We start from the raw sequence: 16,707 nt of genomic DNA on the forward strand, positions 1-16,707 counted from the left end.
GCCATTAGAATAACGTCAGCTTAAAGGCATTAGAGATTTATGCATTCAAAAGAAATAGTCTCAAACTATCCAAGGCCCCCTAAGATTGAAATGATCAATGGTGCTGTTTCAGTCATTGTTGGAAATGAAACGATAGCCGAGGGTTCACGCTACATTCGAATCTGTGAAACGTTCCATCCACCTACCATTTATCTTCATCAGAGTGCATTTAAAAGCGGCACTCTTCATCAGACCTCGGGACCAGCATCCTATTGTGAATGGAAAGGGGTAGCAAGCTATTGGTCCCTAAGCAAAACAGATGGGAGTGATCGCAGAGTGCGAGCTGCCTGGAGTTATCCAAACCCAACGGAACGTTATGCAATGCTGGCGGATTCGATTAGTCTTTACCCTCAGAGAGTTGATGCATGCTTTCTAGAAGGTGAGGCGGTAAAACCACAACCAGGGACCTTTTATGGTGGGTGGATTACGAGCTGGACCATTGGTCCATTTAAAGGGGACCCTAATCATCCAGAATTAATCTAATGAATTGCCAAGAAGAGCTCGTTGAACGCCTTGAATTAAATCCTAAGGACCCAACCATACCCTTATTGATTAAGGATATTGAGGCATTAGCAAAAGTTGATCTATCAACCGACGTAGCCTTATTGAGAGGTGTATGGGAATTGAGATGGAGTAGTTCAACACAACCATGGCTTAAGCAGGCGCGGTGGCTAGAAAATCTACAGATCCTTGACCCAGTCCAACAGAAAGGTTTGAACGTGCTCCGTTTAACCGGTCCCCTTGGATTCTTGGCAGGTATTGCGGTTGAAGCCGAACTATCCGTTAATGGATTGAATCAGGTTGGTGTGAAATTCAAAAAAGGGGGATGGTTAGGCCCCACTTTTGGTAATGGATGGAGACCAACATTACTAACCGCCATAAACCAAACATTTCCTGCCTGGCTTGACATTACGGCACTTAACGACTCAATGCGAATATGTCGTGGAAATGCTGGAACATGCTTTGTTTTGCTGAGAAGAAAAGACATGTCTGTTGAAGATTGGATTCGTTAGTTTAACCAATAGTAGAAATTAGCTTCTTGTATAATGTTAGTGATATACTTTATTCTCTAATAGTTTGATCTTCTCTAGGATTAACCCAAGGCACCAGCGGTGGTTTTCTGTTGAGTGTCTATGTAGAATGAGGAATTCTGATTGAGGCCAATGAAATTGAGTTCTACCTTTCTTACCATTGTAATCAGTTTGACGATCTTACTTACATCTCCTTTTGCTACTAATGCTGATTCAAACTTAGACCTTGGATTAGACAAACTTCGGACTGGAGATTACACAGGTGCGATCAATGCATTTACTGATAAAATAAAGTCTAACCCTTATGATGCCACTGCCTATGATTATCGTGGGGTTTCAAAAGCAAAAAGAGGAGATTTTAGTGGGTCCATCATTGACTATACAAGTGCGCTAGAACTAGATCCCCAAAACAACTCTACTCTTTCTAATCGAGGGATTGCCAAAGCAAGAGTTGGCGATCTTGAGGGAGCGATCAATGACTTGGCAATGGTCATTTCTCTTGATCCAGAGAATGGACAAGCCTTTTTCAATCATGGAGTTGCAATGGAAATGTCTGGTGATTTAAATACAGCATGCGCAGATTGGGACAAAGCAGGTAAGCTTGGTGATGAATCCGCAATAATATTTGCAAGAAAAAACTGCGACTAATCACTAATAGTTTAATCTTTGTTTTGATTCAACATCAATAAAAGAGATGAATCAATAAAGCAGCGTTGGCGATTTTATCTAAATACAATTAAATCTATCTGTAATAATTCATCTTCCAGGATCATAACTTTGATGTCGTTGAAATTCATCATTATGATTGGATAGCGAGCTGTCGGAAGTATCTATCTAAGACAAAAGAAATAGTCATCAGTATCGATTAAAGCGTCAGTTGATGGCTGCAGAGAGACAGATTCAACCAAGAGTGACCAAAAGCAAACACCGTTATCGAGTAAATAACGAACTCTTGATCACAGAGGCGATGACCTTCTTGTAGAATCTTTACACTCCGTAATGTTCCTTGCGAGCTCTCTACATCACAACCGATCGGTCGTGGCAACGATGCTCCAATGACTTCATTTCCTACCTTCGCTCCTATTTGAGTCAGCAGCCATGACCATTGACAAACTCTGCAAAAAGCAGCAAGCGTTTGCTGACAAGCTTTTTATGGACTTTAAATACACCAAACCGGGATCTGATGAGCAGCATCGCGCTCTTGAGACATTTCATACCTTAATCAGTGCATGGTCCTTCTATTTCACTGCATACGAGTCATTAGATGTGTCATCTGATCCGGTAGTTTCTCCTGTTTATTGCTGAATTATTCCTATTATTATTTCTAGATTAAGCTCGCAAGAAATTTTGTTTTTAGTATATTTAGATTTAATATTAGTTTTTGACCATCAAACAGTTGGCTGCTTGATAGTTATTTTCTGAAGCTTGAAAGTTTAAGACCAAGAACAATGACTGCTGGTACTAAAGTGATCAGGTTGGCGATGAGTACAGGTCCATCGTTCACCAACCAACCATACAGTGACCAAAAAGCCACTCCTGCTGTAAACAGCAGGTACATCCGTAGTGAAATGGCGCGAGTATCCCTACTTTTAAGGGTCTTGAGTGCCTGAGGGAAGAAGCTAACTGTTGTAAGCGTTGCCGCTATATATCCAAAGACGTCAGCTGCCATTTTATGCATGAATGGTTTGCTTTAATCTTTACAGTATATTGCGCGAAATTTTTTCCTTGAATTATATCTTATAATTGATAGGACTCAATAGCTGTATATAGTTAAAGTATCTTTTCGAATTAGTCAGTTTCTGCCCTCATTGGAAGGAGGGGACGCCAGTAGCAGATCAGCTTTTAATTCACCCAATTGGACAATTAGCATCTTACGTGGATTTTTATTATAACCAGCCTGGGCAATATCTATCGCTTTGATAACATCATTTACGGTACAAAATTTCTCAGAATAGAAACGATTATTACACTTTTGCAGCTCACTAAAAAAAGTAAACACTTCAGTATCGCTTAGCTGCTGCATTTCAGCCTGTACTGCTTCGCCTCCTCGCGTAATGACAAGTTCCATGTAATTAAACAACAATTTCTTCGACAACATTAATGGAATATCTATATGATTTGTCAGTCCCCAAAGTGTGGTTTCATACAAATCACCATCTTTATTGATGGCGACACATGGAACATTCAAATTAAATGATGACTGATCACGAAGTTTGATCCAGTGCTGTTCAATATTTTTCCATGAACCTGACATGACAGAAGCTGCAGAAATGATTGAGAAAAATTGTCTAAAAATCGTTGGAAAACACTAAAGAGGTAAATCGACTCGTAGTCATGAATACTGACTTTGAGCCAAAATCTTCGACAGGGGGGAGATTTGACTGATTTAGAAACTTTTCTTACTCTGATATTTTATGACATATTGTCAAATTGTATTCAAATGTTAGATTATTCACACATCGGGTTTGTATGCTTGATTGCTTCTTGTTGGGATTAATATTTGTGATCAGAGCTTCGTCGGGCTATTATGGCTATACAGCTACATTCATCCTGTGATCTTTCCATACTTAATTGTATTTGTTATTGCCTCATCATTCTCCAAGCCTTTTTTTAATTTTTACCGTCTAATACTACATTGGACATTTTTACTTGTACTATCTCCTTGGATTGTTGGAAAAGCATTAAGTGCACGTTGGGCAGAGGATGATTATGGAAACGGTCCTAGACTCATTGCTCTTCCTATTGCCGTAGGTGGGTATTGGTTGCTATATGGTTCATACGTGCATCCTGAATATTCACTGTTTCCTCTATTTATCTATTACTTTGTAGCTTGGCCAGCTTTTCGGCATAGCGATGCATGGGAGAAATTAAATAGGAAATCATAATCCTTTGTTTTCAATTCTTTTATTCAATTGTATGATCAGTCTCCTGTTGAGTTAATGAATCTGGTAAACGAAAACCTGTGCTCGCCTTGAGCTGTTTTAACAGAGTGGCAATAGAAAGATTCGTTTGCCCCTGACGTTCACCAATGAGATTCACTTCTTCTACTTCTATTGATTGTACAGTATCACTCAACATTGTCAGAAGGGGTTCAAGCTTTTGGAGTAGAAATAATCTCTTGGCATCATCTCCAGAACGCTTGAGGGATTCAACAAGATCTCTTAATCCTTCTGCCTGTGAGCGCCCTTGCTCAATAATCGTTGCTGCTTCTCCCTTTGCTTCCGCCATCATTGTTTGACATTCTGACTCTGCAGGTGCAATCACATCTGCTTCAAGTTGTTGAATCACTTGTTTAATCCGTTGTTCTTGTACTGGGAGTTCTGCTTCCGCTCTAGCCAACTCTGCTCCAATTCGTGCTTCTTCCTCGGCAACTAATGCATCTCGTCTTGTTAGGGCATCTTGTACTCTTTTATTGGCATTTGCCGTTGCAACAGCGAGGTCTTTATCGAGACGGCGTAAAGCCGTGATCCGTTCATTCTCTGCACGCTTGACTGCTGATTGTGATTTGGCCTCGGCTTCAGCAATTCGTGAATCACGTTTTAATTCAACGAGCTGCTTCCTACCAATTGAATCTAAATATAAAACATCATCTGATATATTTTGTATCTGTAATGTATCGAGGACTAAGCCTAGTTTTTGAAGATCATCTTCGGCCTCTTCAAGAAGCGTGCGCGCAAACGTCACCTTATCTTCATTTAATTGTTCTGGTGTCAAACTAGCCATAACACCCCTTAAATTACCTTCAAGTGTTTCTTTTGCAATGTGACGGATCTCTTCCTGAGATTTTCCAATTAGACGTTCAATAGCATTATGAATTCCAGGTTCATCCCCTGAAATCTTTATGTTTGCAACGCCAGAAACATTTAAAGGAATACCTCCACGTGAATATGCATTCTCAACTTGTAAGTCGATAATCATATTGCTCAAATCCAATCGCATGACTTCTTCAAGCAATGGAATTCGTAAGGCACTTCCACCACGGACCGTTCGGTAACCTACTGTTTGCCCTGATCCAGTTGTCCGTTTCAGACCAGCAAAAATCAAAGCTTCACTCGGTTGACAGATGTAGTACAACTTTTTAAGGAGCAGTACGAAGGCCAATAAGCCCGCTCCTCCTGTTAGAAGAATAGAAACAAACATTACTGATTACCTCTGTTGGAAAGAGTGTCGATGAGATCAATGCCGAAGATTTCTTTGACTTGATCAAAGAACTGACGTACGACAACGTGATTGAGAGCTACAAGGCTTGCAAGACTGGATGCGTCATTGCCATCCAACGTTGTAATTCTCTTCAAATGAAGCCGTCCTGGTAGACGCGTGGCATGGTCCAGAACCATTTCAATTTGCTGGAGCAGAAAGACAAGTTCAGCAGTGCTGCCGGCTTCTTCCCATACCTCAGTCAGCAAGTCATTCACGAGGGCGCTTGCTTTTACATCTTCAGCTGTTGCAGCAGCCATTCCTCGAGCTCTCAGCTCTTTTGCTTTTTGGTTGGCTTCAGCTGGAAGTACTTTTTCAGCTTGTAACCGCAAGCGCTCGAGATCAGCTCGTACCTTTTGCAATTTCTGTTCGGCTATCGCCCTTGCTTCCAACTCTGCTGCTTCTGTGCGTTGCTCCTCAGATCGGGCCTTCTTTTCCATTAGAGCCACTTTGGTCCGCACTCCATTATCTTTTTCAAGCACAACCGTTTGTGCGTCGGTACTGACCACCTCGGCTTTTTCCTCCATTTCCGCTTCGATGCGTTCGGCTTGGCCGATCGCCTCAGCTTCAGCAATTTCTGCGTCACGAACGATCTGAGCCACCCTTCGTCGACTGATTGAGTTGAGATAATCAACCTCATCAGAAACACTTTGAATCTTTAACGTATCTAGTTGAAGTCCCAGACGCCTTAAATCATCTCCCACATCCTTGGCTATTTGCTCAGCGAATCGAAGACGGTCTTCATTGACTTCCTCCGGAGTGAGCTGGGCAAGAACACTTCTCAGATTTCCTTCTAGATTTTCTTGTGCTACTTGAATGATTTCACGAGGATCACGACCTAAAAAACGTTCAATTGCATTATTTCGCACATCTGGATCGGTGCTCACCTTTACATTCGCAATTGCTTGAATATTGAGCGGTGTCCCTCCATTTGAATACGCATTTTTTACCTCTACTAAGACGGGTAGCAGCGTGACATCCATACGCCTTGCTGTCTCAAGAACTGGTTTCACAAATGTCCAGCCGCCATTGGCCACGACGCGGTATCCCTTTAAACCCTGACTTCCCTGATTCGAGCGTGATCCTGTGACCACCAACATTTCATTGGGTCGACAGATACGAATCATCCATCGGCTGAGCAGCGTTAGCCCCACAAGACTGACGACAACGACGCCCACTCCCCCTGCGATTGTGTTGTTTTGATCTCTGGAAAGGAAACCAAGCGATGGTGCGGGCTGCTCGCGGAGCAGTCGTAATGACATGGACTTACTAGTCTTTTTCCCTGGCTTAGCTCCGTCAGAGCCAATTGGCCACGGAGCTCACATCCGATCCACTCGCAAGGTGTGTTGGTCGCTCGCTACGACTACTACAGCTGTACCTTCTGCAAGCATTCCTGCATTGCTCAGTGCAGGCTTTCGGATCAAACTTCCTCGAACCCGCAATTCCACAAACCCACGTTGATTTTGGGAAACAGGCAAGGTCACCAGGGCTTGTTGACCGATTAAATCGTCATTGCGGATGAGTGTGTCTGCCTCACGGCGGCTCATCAAGCGCAACACATGGGACGCCCCCCATCCCATTCCGAGGCCCATGGCCGATGCAACAAGCAGTGCAGGCAATCCACTGCCCTTCCGACTTAGCAAGGACATCAGCAAACCGCACAAGCCAAACCCACAGAGGCCAAACGACCAAAACGGAGTACTGAACAACAGGCTTAAATTTCCGCCTGTACCGTCGCCATCAAATCCACCCCCCTCGTTATCCAGCGAGAAGGAAATCAAAACAACTCCTGCAACCAGGCAAAAGGAGTAGGTCCAAACCATCATTCGTCATAGACTATATGCTCATCATGGACATCATGATCAATTCTGGAACGATGCCTCAATTGCCACCACTTTTTTTGGCCTCGATTGCTACGCCGAACTAGCATGGATGATCGTGATTCATCCTCACGTTTAAGCATGCACCTTGAATGGATAGTATGAAATGATGAGTGAAAGATCAGAAGCAATACACAATTGGAATGCATTTTGGGATTTCCACCTTGGAGCCTGGAGTGGACGATGGACGCGTTATCATCCAACAGGTGAATTATCGGAAACCTTCCTAAGCAAGAGAATATTTAGATCAAGTCATGATAGAAAGATTATCAACCAATTAAATCAATATTTTTACCAGGATGGTCAGCAGGATGAAAGAATTTGGCAATACACCATTGAAGATCACTGTCAAAGGGATGGATTTATGCATCCAGCAAGTGACTATATGAGGGGGTTGGCTTTTGCAAATGGAGCTGCTGCGTGGCTCGTTCCTCAGGCAAAGCCAGATCAATATTTTCCAATGGAACTGTTTCTTGCTAATCAAGATTCACGCCACAGCGTCGGAATGCTCTATGAGTTGAACGGAGAACTTCAAAGAACAGCTTGCATTCGAGAGCATCGCACTGATCTGGGTGCTTCTTGCTGGTCACAATCAGTGCGGTTAATTCCGTCCTGGGATATTGGCAGCGGTTGGCACGGCAGGACCGAGGTGATTGATACTGATTTACATCGATCTTCATTTCAAGATACTTTCAATATGACATTACAAGCCGACGAGAGTGAATTCTTCTTCCCTGACAACATCATCTTACGTTGTCCAAAAAAACTAAGTCTAGGAAGACCATTCACAGTGAGTTCAATATGGCTTGAGTCTCAAAACAAACTTAAAACCATTATGGCAACTTATGGGCATGATTCTAAATTGATTGATGTTCGCCTTCAGGATTTTTCTCGATAGAGCTATCTCAACATAACTTGGTATCCCTTCAGCATTGCCTATTCTTTCGTCATCAGCTGTTGATAGGCATCATTGATCTTACGAAATTCATCGGCTGATCCGCCTATGTCAGGATGATATTGTTTCACTAATCGGCGATAAGCTTTTTTAATTAACTCCTGAGATGCCCCGGGCTTAAGGCCCAAAATATTGAAGGCCTTTCGCATGAAGAACTCTGAGGATTGACCACTTCTTCCGTAAGACTCAGAGTTGCGATCTGAAGCACGCTGATCAGTTCTCGTCCTACGACCTTGACGTGCGCTGTGTTGCCTGTTCTGTAATTCGAACACAACCCGTTGTGGGTCTTCATCCAGCCACTCTCGAGTCCGAATGCCATAGAGAGCAAAAGCAGCAAGAACAGCACAGCGTTTTTTCGTCAGCGGCTTGAGCGTCGCAGCAAACAGATCAGCTCCCAGCCCAGGCATCAACCGATCCAATCGTTGTTGAAGAGTCAGGTGAGGGTGAAAGCTTGCGCGATTCAACCCATCGATCAGACACTCAAGTTCACGCAGGCGCAGGGAACTCCAGCCTTGTTGGTTTGAAAGAGCTTCCCCCCAACGGTCAACCTGATCTGCTGAAACAGTTGGGGGAGCCTCTTCACGCTCTTGCCTTGGCTCTTGTGATCGCTTTTGCTGTGTTGACCGTGATTGTGTCCACTCACGCTGACGGAGCAGATCAAGCTGCCGCTTCAGCTGAAGCACCTCCCGGCGAAGACTGTCATTTTCTGCTAGGAGTGCATCAACGTTGCTGGTAACGGTCTGACGACCATGCGGTTTGGTCGCTGACGACCAACGGCGAGGATCAAACCCCATTAGCTGGCAATACAACCGACGGCATGCAATGCCATATTCATGCCATCACCATAGGGTGAAAGGATCTAACTCAATGTAGTCGTGATCAATGTCCAAGCCTCAGGGCCCTCAGGCGTTCAGCAACAACTCAGTGCAGCAACCGGGGTAATAGGCCTTCAGCCTGATAAGGAAAAACAATCAATGGATCATGAAAAGTAAAGTCAATCAACAGTGGCGGGATACTTTTACTGAATGAATATTATTCTACTTCGAGATCAGGATTTTATCGACAATTCAGAGTTCGCTATCATCCAAGATAATCGCCTTATCCATATCCAGAAGGTGTTAGATCCAACCATTGGTCAAGCACTCAAAGTTGGGCTATTGAATGGGAATTGTGGACATGGAATTGTCATATCGATCAACGAACAAGCTGTGATTCTTCAGGTAGTTCTCAATCATTCACCGCAAAAAAGACATAGTTTTGATATCGCTCTTGCATTACCTCGCCCTAAGATGCTTCGGCGTATATTGCGTACCATTGCGGAATACGGGGTAGAGAATCTTTATTTGATCAATAGCGCAAGAGTGGAAAAAAGCTATTGGCAAAGCCCTCTTTTACATCCAGATAAAATCCAGAATGCGTTGATAGCAGGCATGGAGCGATCAAAAGACACTGTGATGACGACTGTGCATCTTCATCAACGGTTTCGCCCCTTTGTCGAAGACCTATTACCCGATCTTTGCGAAAGCCGACGCTGCTGGATTACAGATATGGGTGCAAGCCAATCGGCTGCTGAAATTGATATCGCATCAAAACCTGCCGTCGTTTTGATTGGTCCTGAAGGTGGGTTCGTACCTTTTGAAGTTCAATTAGCAACCTCAACGATTGCTCAACCCATTAATTTGGGAACAAGAGTGCTTAGCGTTGATACGGCGGTTACTACGGTGTTGGCTCAGTCATTAGCACGTTGATTCGATAAGGAACTGTTTATCATCTGAGGCAAAAGGGCATGATGCAACAATCAGACTTGTGCACGATTGGCATGAAAACGGTTACTGAGAAGCATCGCGAGCAGAAATCCAATGAATTGAACCATCACCACTGAAGGTCCTGAAGGCAGGTTGGTGAGTCCAGAAAAAAATAGTCCTAGCAATGCACATCCGCCACCAATAGCAGATGAGATCATCACATACACTGGAAAACTTCGGCTAAGAAGTCGGCCTGCACAGGCAGGAATCACAACAAAAGCTGATATCAGCAAAACACCCACTGCCTTAATGGATATTGCAACAACAACTGCCAAAAGGATGACGAATGCCAAACCATGCCAGCGCGTATGAACTCCCATAGCAGCCGCTAAGTCTTGATTCAGTGTGAGCAATACTTGCGCCCGCATACTGAGACCAAGATAGATCACACTTGCAACTAGAAAAGCCGCAATAACAACTACATCCAAACGACTGATTCCAAGGATATCTCCAAACAACAACTGTTGAATGCCCCCTCGGTAAGTCTCCACACAGCTAAGCGCCAGGATCGCTATGGCCAGTGAACTGGAATACACGATATTGAGAAGGGCATCAGTAGGCAGAGCACTACGCTCAACCAACTGATTCACTGACAGTGCAAACAGTACAGCAAATGGAATCAATACGAGCGTGGGATTCACTCCCAGCAGAATGCCTAAAGTGATACCTAAGAGAGATGAATGACCTAAGGCGTCGCTGAAGAACGACAACTGCCGAAGAACGGCAAAGCTACCGAGCACACCACCAAGAGCACCGGTCAATATGCCGCCAAGCAAGGCCCGTTGCATGAAGGGCTCAGACAGGAGACTTAAAAAGTCTGATTCAGCCATGGCGTTGAGTCACCATATCGAGTCCATAAAGCTCGCCCACCCTCTCCTCACTGAGAGTTGACTCAGGACTGCCACTGCAGCGAAGACTGCGGTTTAAGCAGAGCACCTGATCGCTGCTTCGGCGAACCATCTCAAGGTCATGAGACACCTGCAACACAGTCCATCCCTCCTGACGACGCAGGTCCGATAACTGTTGTTGAAACTGTTCGTTGGAATGAACATCGAGGCCTGCTTGCGCTTCATCAAGAACGAGTAAACGTCGGGGACGAACAAGGCAAAAGGCCAGCAAAACCCTTTTGAGCTGACCACCTGACAGTTCTGTCAGCAGACGTTTGCGAAGATCACATGTATCCGTTCTCTCCAATGCAGTGAATACGGCATCCGTTCTCTGTTTCCCTGATCTCCACGGAAGACTTGGACCTGGCAGATCAAACCCGAAGCCAACAAACTCCGCAACACTCAGTGGAATCAAACCTTGAATCACAAGATTCTGGGGTACGTAGGCGATCTGGGCCCGTACGGAACGGGGCAAACAACCGTTGGCAGCAAGGGGCTGACCCAACAACTCAACTCTCCCAGAGGCAGGAGGAAGCAGCCCTAACAAAGCAGCGACAAGAGTGCTCTTTCCGGCTCCGTTGGGACCAACAAGGGCCGTATCACTTTCAGCAGGGAGGGCAAAGGAAACACCCTCTACAGCCAAACGCCCACGGCGTTCGACACTGAGATCATGAACTTGCAGGACTGCTTCTTTCACGCTCATCACTTGCCGCCGAAGGACTTGATGAGGGACGCCACATTACTTCTCATCACCGAGAGATAAGTATCAGGCTTTTTCGAAGCTTCTTCCGACCCGGTTTCAAGGGGGTCAAAGGTCACTACGTTGACTCCAAGATCTTCAGCTAACGCGTTAAAGGAGCGGTTACCTTCCTGGGGTTCACTCAAAAGAGCCTTGAGTTGTGTCTGCTTAACTTTATTAGAGACCCGTTGCAGATCGGCTGGTGTGGGGTTCATCTCAGGAACGTCAACAACGAAATCGGCTTTGAGGCCATAACGCTCAGCGAAATAAGGAGCGAAATCGTGGAAAGCGATAAAAGTCTTGCCTCTGAAAGGGCGGAGCTGGGTGGCAAGCGTTGCATTCAACTCCTTCAACTGAGCGCTGTAAGAGGCAGCCCGTTCTGTGTAGCCTCTTGTGCAGTCTGGGTCTGCTTTCACCAGCCCGTCACGAATATTGTTGACCTGTTGAATCGCACGGAGAGGATCCAACCAAATATGGGGATTGACCACACCATGATTCTTATTACCATCGTTGGCGCCATCTGTATCATCATCGGTATCTTCATCTGACTTAATCACAGCAACACCACGACTCGTGTCTATGACTTGAAGCGATTCGTTGTTAGCTGACTTAGTAAGTTTATCGAGAAAATATTCCATCCCCAAACCATTCTTCACTAAGACTGCAGCATTACTAAGAGAGGCAATATCGGCAGGCTTGGCCTGAAAATCATGCGGTCCAAGGTTCGACGGTATAAGTGCTGTCACTACGGCACATTCACCGGCAACCGCCTCAGTAAACAAAGTAATTGGTAGAAAAGTGGTAACAATCTTCAGTTTTGATTGGTCCTTGTGTGGAGCAGGTTGTTTAGGGTTGGCACAGGAGATAAGAGCCGTGACTAGGAACAGAGACCCAGAAACTGAGAGAAAGGATTTGAAACAAAGAGGAAAAGACATTGGAGAGAGAAGTAGAGAGTTGAGTAAAAAAAATGATTAAAATCTAAAAGTCGTTTTCACTAAGCCACCAAGCTGACTCAAAGTATTATCGTTTCCATTTAAATCAGTACTCTGACCGTCAGGACGACTTAAATAGAACAATGCGGGTGTCACACTAATGTTGTCGGTAACCTGGAATTGATACCACCATTCCCATATATAATTGCCGTCAGCTGGAGTAGAATCACCCTTCAGGCTTGTTGCAAAAACAGGCTGTCCTACAGCCATACCTGCATTGTTGCCCTTCAGGAAAACGTCACTCCATTCCAGCCCAAGGTTCCATGACTGACTTACCGTGACATCTCCATCATTTTTAGCGTAAAGAGAGTTATAACCAAATCCTGCAGAGATCGATGGTATCCAACCACTGTCTTGTGGCTGCCAGGAGCCACCAATGCCCCAAGCATTCATAAAGGCATTGGAACCAGAAAAGTAGTTGTCTGCCGCAAATGCAGTACCGAATCCACCGACTAATTCAGATGGACTTTGGACGCCTGACCAAATTGCAGCGATGTTCCAGCTTTCAGATTCATAAGCAATTTGAACGGTTCCTGAAGCCTCAGAAAATGCGGTTCCCATACCACCAGCATTAGGGTCTGAACTCGAACCTTGTGCAGCAACATAGTTCGCAGAGACACTGAAACCATTCTCAGTAGACCAACTAACACCAGCTCCTACTCCCAGGTTTTTGTTGTAAGCAGCTGGTGCACCATTCAGTGTTGTTACATCCAAAATTGGATCGCTTGGATATGCACTAGGCCAAACGGCAAGCATATCTTCCTGACCAACACGGGCACCAAACGTGAAAGTTAGTGAATTGCCGACGGGGAACTGGTAAAAGAGTTTGTCAATACCTAAAGAATTTGTACCAGAATCCTCCTGAAATGCTGTTTCTAAGGTTGACAAGCCATTGGGATTACCACCAAATGCAAAATTGCTAGCAAAATTTCCTGACCTCAAGACTGTCAGCAGTAAATCCTTACCAGTGAAACTCGTTTCAAGGCTTAATTGAAGGTCATAGTTAAATGTAGTGGCACCAAAATCTCTGTTCGCTGGATCGGCTTTAGATTTGGTTCCATAAAAATCATTCGCACCAACAACAAATGTTGCCAATCCAGAAAGCTTTGTAGTGGTGGAGAACTGAGTGGCTTCCAGTTCGCCAACGCGGGCCTCAAGTCCGTCAACACGGCCCTTGAGGATGGCGAGTTCCTTTTCAAACTCTTTCATCAGGCGCTTGAGCTCGTCGGTCACTTCGGTGACGCGGTCGAGACAGGCGTTCAACAGAGCAGCCGCTTCAAAGCGGGTCATCGCCCTGTTACCGCGGTAGGTGCCGTTGGGATAACCAGCAACACAGCCGTAGCGCTCGATCAGGTTGCTGAGTGCCTGATAAGCCCAGTCGGTTGGGTAAACGTCAGAAAACTGAGTGATGCTGGTGACTTGCTCGCCAGTAGCGGCGTAGTCAGACACACCGTTGATGTTCAGCTCAGTGGCGTTAGCAGCCACAGGTGCCAAAAGGCCCAGGGCCGCTGGGGCCACCAGCAATTGATGCAATCGAATCATGATTTGGGTGGTAAAAAGTTTTAAGAAAATTCAAAATCTGTTCTTGAGCCATTGATGAACTCAACTTGCAAGCAAGCACGCTTAAAAATGCGCATCAAAAAACAAGCTGGATCTGAAATTGTCGTAAGTACATCCATTCCTTTTAAGGAATGCAGGATCGAGACCTGTGTTCAAATTGCTTCGTTCCCTCTATGGCTCCGCAAGAGCCGATTTCGTACAAAAGAGAACCAAAACATTTGGTCCTGTGCAAAAACGTTCGCACATCAAAAAAAGCATGTCGATCCTCGTCGGTTTGAGATCTGGCGGGCGTTCTGACTGACCTTTGCTTGGTGAAGCAAGGGCTTTACAGCTGCGGGACAGCGACGGAATCACACCGTTCTTTCCCCGTTTCCTTCTGAGGCTGACCCCTGAAAAACCAGAACTCAAATCGTAGCTCGTTTTCACCAAATGAGAATCGTTTTCAATTTTGAGTCTCTGGATTGGTGCTCGAGAGGCCACCATCCGTCGAGCAATGATGAGAACCGCGATCCAGCGCACCACTCAAAAAGTGAGCCGTCATGAGAACAGGCATGTTTTGAAAGCTGGGCGTTGGTGTAGGCCACAATCCAATCTGACTCCTCACTGCAACTACTTGTCTCGCCGATCAACTCTTCTGAGCATTCGAAAAAAAGCAAAGTCAGGAACACTCATGAGCGACCCAAAGCCCAATCATCAAGTTCAAGAAATCGAATGAACTATTGCCATTACGAATTGTCTGGATGTTTCAAGCTGAACGATTAGTTGTCATTGTCGTTTATGAACATCAAGCCGAGACTAGATTAAAGCGATAGAATCAATGAAAGGATCGGGAAAAGACGTGGATCTTGAGGACCTTAAGGACCTTAAACGCGATCTTTCCAGACGGATTGGAACGCGGGTTACAGCGATTACGACCAGGGAGGGAGAACCTGTTCATGACTTAACTGATCTCTATCAACCCTCTCCAGCCGGATTTGCTGGCCAAGTCGTTTTGGTGCGTGGCTCACGGCACTCTTGGGAGTTGTGGCAAGAGGCCGAAGCAATGTGGAACTTTCAATCAACACACATCAATTGGGCCACGATGTCTTATTTCGGTTGTATCTTTTCTAGTAGCAGTGAACTAATAAAGCCTGCCCAGGTTTTCAGAGATTATTCATTGCTCTCTTCTTCAGTCTTCCGTTTTATCCATTCTCTAGTCGTGCCGAGATGCCACTTCAATGCAGCGGTCTAGAGCTCGTATCCCTCAACAGAATTTCACCCAGGCCATTGTTTGAAATTCGCTACGCCAGCTCAAACAATTTTTTAGGACGTACCCTTTATCCCAAGGTTGATCCTCAGCTTCGTTGTCCATTGGCCCTGGAATTACATAAAGTCCAACAAGATCTCTCCAAGGAAGGGCTTGGATTGAAGGTTTGGGATGCTCATCGCCCTCTCGCTGTGCAGCAGTTGATGTGGGATGAGGTTCAAGATCCTCGCTATGTTTCGGACCCTTCAGTGAATGCAGGCCGACATTCCCGAGGCGCTTCAGTGGATGTGACTCTGGTTAATCAGCGAGGGAAGCCCTTACGCATGCCCACGGATTACGACGATTTCTCCAAGTCCGCTCATGTCAATGCTGATGGAGTTCTCTCATCGAGCCGTCAATGCTCAACGATTACGCGAGGCGATGGAACGGAGAGGATTTCGTTCGTTTGCTACTGAATGGTGGCATTTTGACTGGTATCACTGGAAATCAGTGCCGGTGATCCCTCCCTCCTGATTCTTGATCAAACTGATCTCTGACTCAGAGGGTCCTTTGGCCACCTTTCTTGTAACAGGAGCGAACAGGGGAATCGGTCTCGAGTTCTGTCGTCAGTTGCAGGCTCGTCATGACCAGGTGATTGCTGTCTGCCGCCAAGCCTCTCAGGAGCTTGAGGCGACGGGTGTGGAGATTCAGTCAGGCATCGAACTCACCAGTGAAGCCTCCATTGCTGGGTTGCTTGCCAATCTGAATGGTCGGCCGTTGGATGGAGTCATCCTCAATGCTGGGACCCTGCAATCGATGGGTCTCGAAGATCTCGATATCGAAGGTGTCAAACGTCAATTCGAAGTGAATGCTTTAGCTCCGTTGGTCTTGGCACAATCCTTGGTGGGACAGATGCCCTCAGGAGCAAAGCTGGCCCTGATTACCAGTCGGATGGGATCCATCGACGACAACAGCTCAGGTGGGTCCTATGGTTATCGGATGTCCAAAGTGGCACTAAACATGGCTGGGCGATCACTATCCATCGATTTGAGAGCAAGGGGCATCTCGGTGGCCATCCTCCATCCAGGGCTGGTCAGCACCCGCATGATCAATTACAACCCCAACGGAATCAGCCCAGAGATTGCAGTCCAAGGCTTATTGGCCCGGATTGATGCGCTTCAACTAGAGACCAGCGGCACGTTTTGGCACTCCAATGGGCAAGAACTTCCCTGGTGAATTGATAAGCCGCGGTGATGAGCGAGCATGTAATTACTGATCCCCCTTGCCGAAAGCCTTTATTCTTCATATTCTTTGATTAGGAAATGCGTTGAGCTCTTCACAGCTGTGAGGGGTTCTTTTTTTTGGTTAGAAGGCCCAGCCATAGCTGATGCGCGGCA

General features: G+C 45.6%; 18 protein-coding genes and 1 riboswitch. Of the genes, 8 read left to right on the plus strand and 10 right to left on the minus strand.

Annotated elements, in window-relative coordinates:
* Positions 1-90 precede the first annotated feature (90 nt).
* From SynROS8604_RS07515 to SynROS8604_RS07530, 4 genes are all read left to right on the plus strand, one after another.
* Positions 91-522 carry a DUF427 domain-containing protein gene (locus SynROS8604_RS07515; protein WP_370586586.1) on the plus strand — a complete coding sequence of 144 codons (432 nt, stop codon included), beginning with the start codon at positions 91-93 and terminating at the stop codon, positions 520-522.
* A complete protein-coding gene (locus tag SynROS8604_RS07520; RefSeq protein ID WP_186545717.1) occupies positions 522-1,052 on the plus strand; it encodes a PAP/fibrillin family protein in 531 nt (176 codons plus the stop codon). Before SynROS8604_RS07515 ends, SynROS8604_RS07520 begins: the two co-directional genes overlap by 1 nt.
* Positions 1,053-1,202: 150 nt before the next feature.
* Positions 1,203-1,718 carry a tetratricopeptide repeat protein gene (locus SynROS8604_RS07525; RefSeq protein ID WP_186545718.1) on the plus strand — a complete coding sequence of 172 codons (516 nt, stop codon included), beginning with the start codon at positions 1,203-1,205 and terminating at the stop codon, positions 1,716-1,718.
* 450 nt (positions 1,719-2,168) lie between these two features.
* Positions 2,169-2,375, plus strand: coding sequence for a hypothetical protein (locus SynROS8604_RS07530; protein WP_186545719.1), 207 nt, complete (start codon positions 2,169-2,171; stop codon positions 2,373-2,375).
* A 106-nt stretch (positions 2,376-2,481) separates the two neighbouring features.
* Here SynROS8604_RS07530 and SynROS8604_RS07535 read toward each other — a convergent pair whose 3' ends face one another.
* From SynROS8604_RS07535 to SynROS8604_RS07555, 5 genes are all read right to left on the minus strand, one after another.
* Positions 2,482-2,739, minus strand: coding sequence for a SemiSWEET family sugar transporter (locus SynROS8604_RS07535; RefSeq protein ID WP_186545720.1), 258 nt, complete (start codon positions 2,737-2,739; stop codon positions 2,482-2,484).
* A 123-nt stretch (positions 2,740-2,862) separates the two neighbouring features.
* Complete coding sequence (locus tag SynROS8604_RS07540) at positions 2,863-3,324, minus strand: hypothetical protein (protein WP_186543500.1); 462 nt, start codon at positions 3,322-3,324, stop codon at positions 2,863-2,865.
* A gap of 650 nt (positions 3,325-3,974) precedes the next feature.
* Entirely contained in the window at positions 3,975-5,210 is a 1,236-nt protein-coding gene (locus tag SynROS8604_RS07545) for a flotillin family protein (RefSeq protein ID WP_186543501.1), read from the minus strand.
* The gene (locus tag SynROS8604_RS07550) at positions 5,210-6,529 is read right to left on the minus strand and encodes a flotillin family protein (RefSeq protein ID WP_186543502.1); all 1,320 of its coding nucleotides are present in this window, start codon (positions 6,527-6,529) and stop codon (positions 5,210-5,212) included. The genes SynROS8604_RS07545 and SynROS8604_RS07550 overlap by 1 nt, the downstream gene beginning before the upstream one ends.
* A gap of 57 nt (positions 6,530-6,586) precedes the next feature.
* A complete protein-coding gene (locus SynROS8604_RS07555) occupies positions 6,587-7,048 on the minus strand; it encodes an NfeD family protein (protein ID WP_255444925.1) in 462 nt (153 codons plus the stop codon).
* A gap of 208 nt (positions 7,049-7,256) precedes the next feature.
* Here SynROS8604_RS07555 and SynROS8604_RS07560 point away from each other — a divergent pair, with 208 nt between their 5' ends.
* On the plus strand, positions 7,257-8,045 hold the full coding sequence (locus tag SynROS8604_RS07560) for a DUF3598 family protein (RefSeq protein WP_255444926.1): 789 nt from the start codon (positions 7,257-7,259) through the stop codon (positions 8,043-8,045).
* A gap of 38 nt (positions 8,046-8,083) precedes the next feature.
* Here the strand turns inward: SynROS8604_RS07560 and SynROS8604_RS07565 are convergent, their stop codons facing one another.
* Positions 8,084-8,896: a J domain-containing protein gene (locus SynROS8604_RS07565; RefSeq protein ID WP_186543505.1), complete on the minus strand. Its 813-nt coding sequence runs from the start codon at positions 8,894-8,896 to the stop codon at positions 8,084-8,086.
* A gap of 231 nt (positions 8,897-9,127) precedes the next feature.
* Here SynROS8604_RS07565 and SynROS8604_RS07570 point away from each other — a divergent pair, with 231 nt between their 5' ends.
* Positions 9,128-9,850 carry a 16S rRNA (uracil(1498)-N(3))-methyltransferase gene (locus SynROS8604_RS07570; RefSeq protein ID WP_186543506.1) on the plus strand — a complete coding sequence of 241 codons (723 nt, stop codon included), beginning with the start codon at positions 9,128-9,130 and terminating at the stop codon, positions 9,848-9,850.
* Between the two features lie 50 nt (positions 9,851-9,900).
* Here SynROS8604_RS07570 and SynROS8604_RS07575 read toward each other — a convergent pair whose 3' ends face one another.
* Genes SynROS8604_RS07575 through SynROS8604_RS07590 form a run of 4 tightly spaced genes read right to left on the minus strand, consistent with a single transcriptional unit; the run spans position 9,901 to position 14,067 of the window.
* A complete protein-coding gene (locus tag SynROS8604_RS07575) occupies positions 9,901-10,737 on the minus strand; it encodes a metal ABC transporter permease (RefSeq protein WP_186543507.1) in 837 nt (278 codons plus the stop codon).
* Positions 10,730-11,497, minus strand: coding sequence for a metal ABC transporter ATP-binding protein (locus tag SynROS8604_RS07580; RefSeq protein ID WP_186543508.1), 768 nt, complete (start codon positions 11,495-11,497; stop codon positions 10,730-10,732). Before SynROS8604_RS07580 ends, SynROS8604_RS07575 begins: the two co-directional genes overlap by 8 nt.
* Entirely contained in the window at positions 11,497-12,468 is a 972-nt protein-coding gene (locus SynROS8604_RS07585) for a metal ABC transporter solute-binding protein, Zn/Mn family (RefSeq protein ID WP_186543509.1), read from the minus strand. Before SynROS8604_RS07585 ends, SynROS8604_RS07580 begins: the two co-directional genes overlap by 1 nt.
* A 36-nt stretch (positions 12,469-12,504) precedes the next feature.
* Positions 12,505-14,067, minus strand: a complete 1,563-nt coding sequence (locus SynROS8604_RS07590; RefSeq protein WP_186543510.1) for an iron uptake porin — start codon at positions 14,065-14,067, stop codon at positions 12,505-12,507.
* 283 nt (positions 14,068-14,350) lie between these two features.
* Positions 14,351-14,502, minus strand: a riboswitch (cobalamin riboswitch).
* 789 nt (positions 14,503-15,291) lie between these two features.
* Here SynROS8604_RS07590 and SynROS8604_RS07595 point away from each other — a divergent pair.
* Complete coding sequence (locus tag SynROS8604_RS07595) at positions 15,292-15,786, plus strand: M15 family metallopeptidase (protein ID WP_255444927.1); 495 nt, start codon at positions 15,292-15,294, stop codon at positions 15,784-15,786.
* Positions 15,787-15,880: 94 nt separating this feature from the next.
* A complete protein-coding gene (locus SynROS8604_RS07600) occupies positions 15,881-16,546 on the plus strand; it encodes an SDR family oxidoreductase (protein ID WP_186545881.1) in 666 nt (221 codons plus the stop codon).
* The last annotated feature ends 161 nt before the right edge of the window (positions 16,547-16,707 follow it).

The organism is Synechococcus sp. ROS8604, from assembly GCF_014279655.1.
Lineage (GTDB): Bacteria > Cyanobacteriota > Cyanobacteriia > PCC-6307 > Cyanobiaceae > Synechococcus_C.

What these genes read in the sequence shown, in the direction of transcription:
- SynROS8604_RS07515 (WP_370586586.1), top strand. Translation starts at nt 91, where the DNA reads ATGATCAATGGTGCTGTTTCAGTCATTGTTGGAAATGAAACGATAGCC.
- SynROS8604_RS07520 (WP_186545717.1), top strand. Translation starts at nt 522, where the DNA reads ATGAATTGCCAAGAAGAGCTCGTTGAACGCCTTGAATTAAATCCTAAG.
- SynROS8604_RS07525 (WP_186545718.1), top strand. Translation starts at nt 1,203, where the DNA reads ATGAAATTGAGTTCTACCTTTCTTACCATTGTAATCAGTTTGACGATC.
- SynROS8604_RS07530 (WP_186545719.1), top strand. Translation starts at nt 2,169, where the DNA reads ATGACCATTGACAAACTCTGCAAAAAGCAGCAAGCGTTTGCTGACAAG.
- SynROS8604_RS07535 (WP_186545720.1), bottom strand. Translation starts at nt 2,739, where the DNA reads ATGGCAGCTGACGTCTTTGGATATATAGCGGCAACGCTTACAACAGTT.
- SynROS8604_RS07540 (WP_186543500.1), bottom strand. Translation starts at nt 3,324, where the DNA reads ATGTCAGGTTCATGGAAAAATATTGAACAGCACTGGATCAAACTTCGT.
- SynROS8604_RS07545 (WP_186543501.1), bottom strand. Translation starts at nt 5,210, where the DNA reads ATGTTTGTTTCTATTCTTCTAACAGGAGGAGCGGGCTTATTGGCCTTC.
- SynROS8604_RS07550 (WP_186543502.1), bottom strand. Translation starts at nt 6,529, where the DNA reads ATGTCATTACGACTGCTCCGCGAGCAGCCCGCACCATCGCTTGGTTTC.
- SynROS8604_RS07560 (WP_255444926.1), top strand. Translation starts at nt 7,257, where the DNA reads ATGAGTGAAAGATCAGAAGCAATACACAATTGGAATGCATTTTGGGAT.
- SynROS8604_RS07565 (WP_186543505.1), bottom strand. Translation starts at nt 8,896, where the DNA reads ATGGGGTTTGATCCTCGCCGTTGGTCGTCAGCGACCAAACCGCATGGT.
- SynROS8604_RS07570 (WP_186543506.1), top strand. Translation starts at nt 9,128, where the DNA reads ATGAATATTATTCTACTTCGAGATCAGGATTTTATCGACAATTCAGAG.
- SynROS8604_RS07575 (WP_186543507.1), bottom strand. Translation starts at nt 10,737, where the DNA reads ATGGCTGAATCAGACTTTTTAAGTCTCCTGTCTGAGCCCTTCATGCAA.
- SynROS8604_RS07580 (WP_186543508.1), bottom strand. Translation starts at nt 11,497, where the DNA reads ATGAGCGTGAAAGAAGCAGTCCTGCAAGTTCATGATCTCAGTGTCGAA.
- SynROS8604_RS07585 (WP_186543509.1), bottom strand. Translation starts at nt 12,468, where the DNA reads ATGTCTTTTCCTCTTTGTTTCAAATCCTTTCTCTCAGTTTCTGGGTCT.
- SynROS8604_RS07590 (WP_186543510.1), bottom strand. Translation starts at nt 14,067, where the DNA reads ATGATTCGATTGCATCAATTGCTGGTGGCCCCAGCGGCCCTGGGCCTT.
- SynROS8604_RS07595 (WP_255444927.1), top strand. Translation starts at nt 15,292, where the DNA reads ATGCCACTTCAATGCAGCGGTCTAGAGCTCGTATCCCTCAACAGAATT.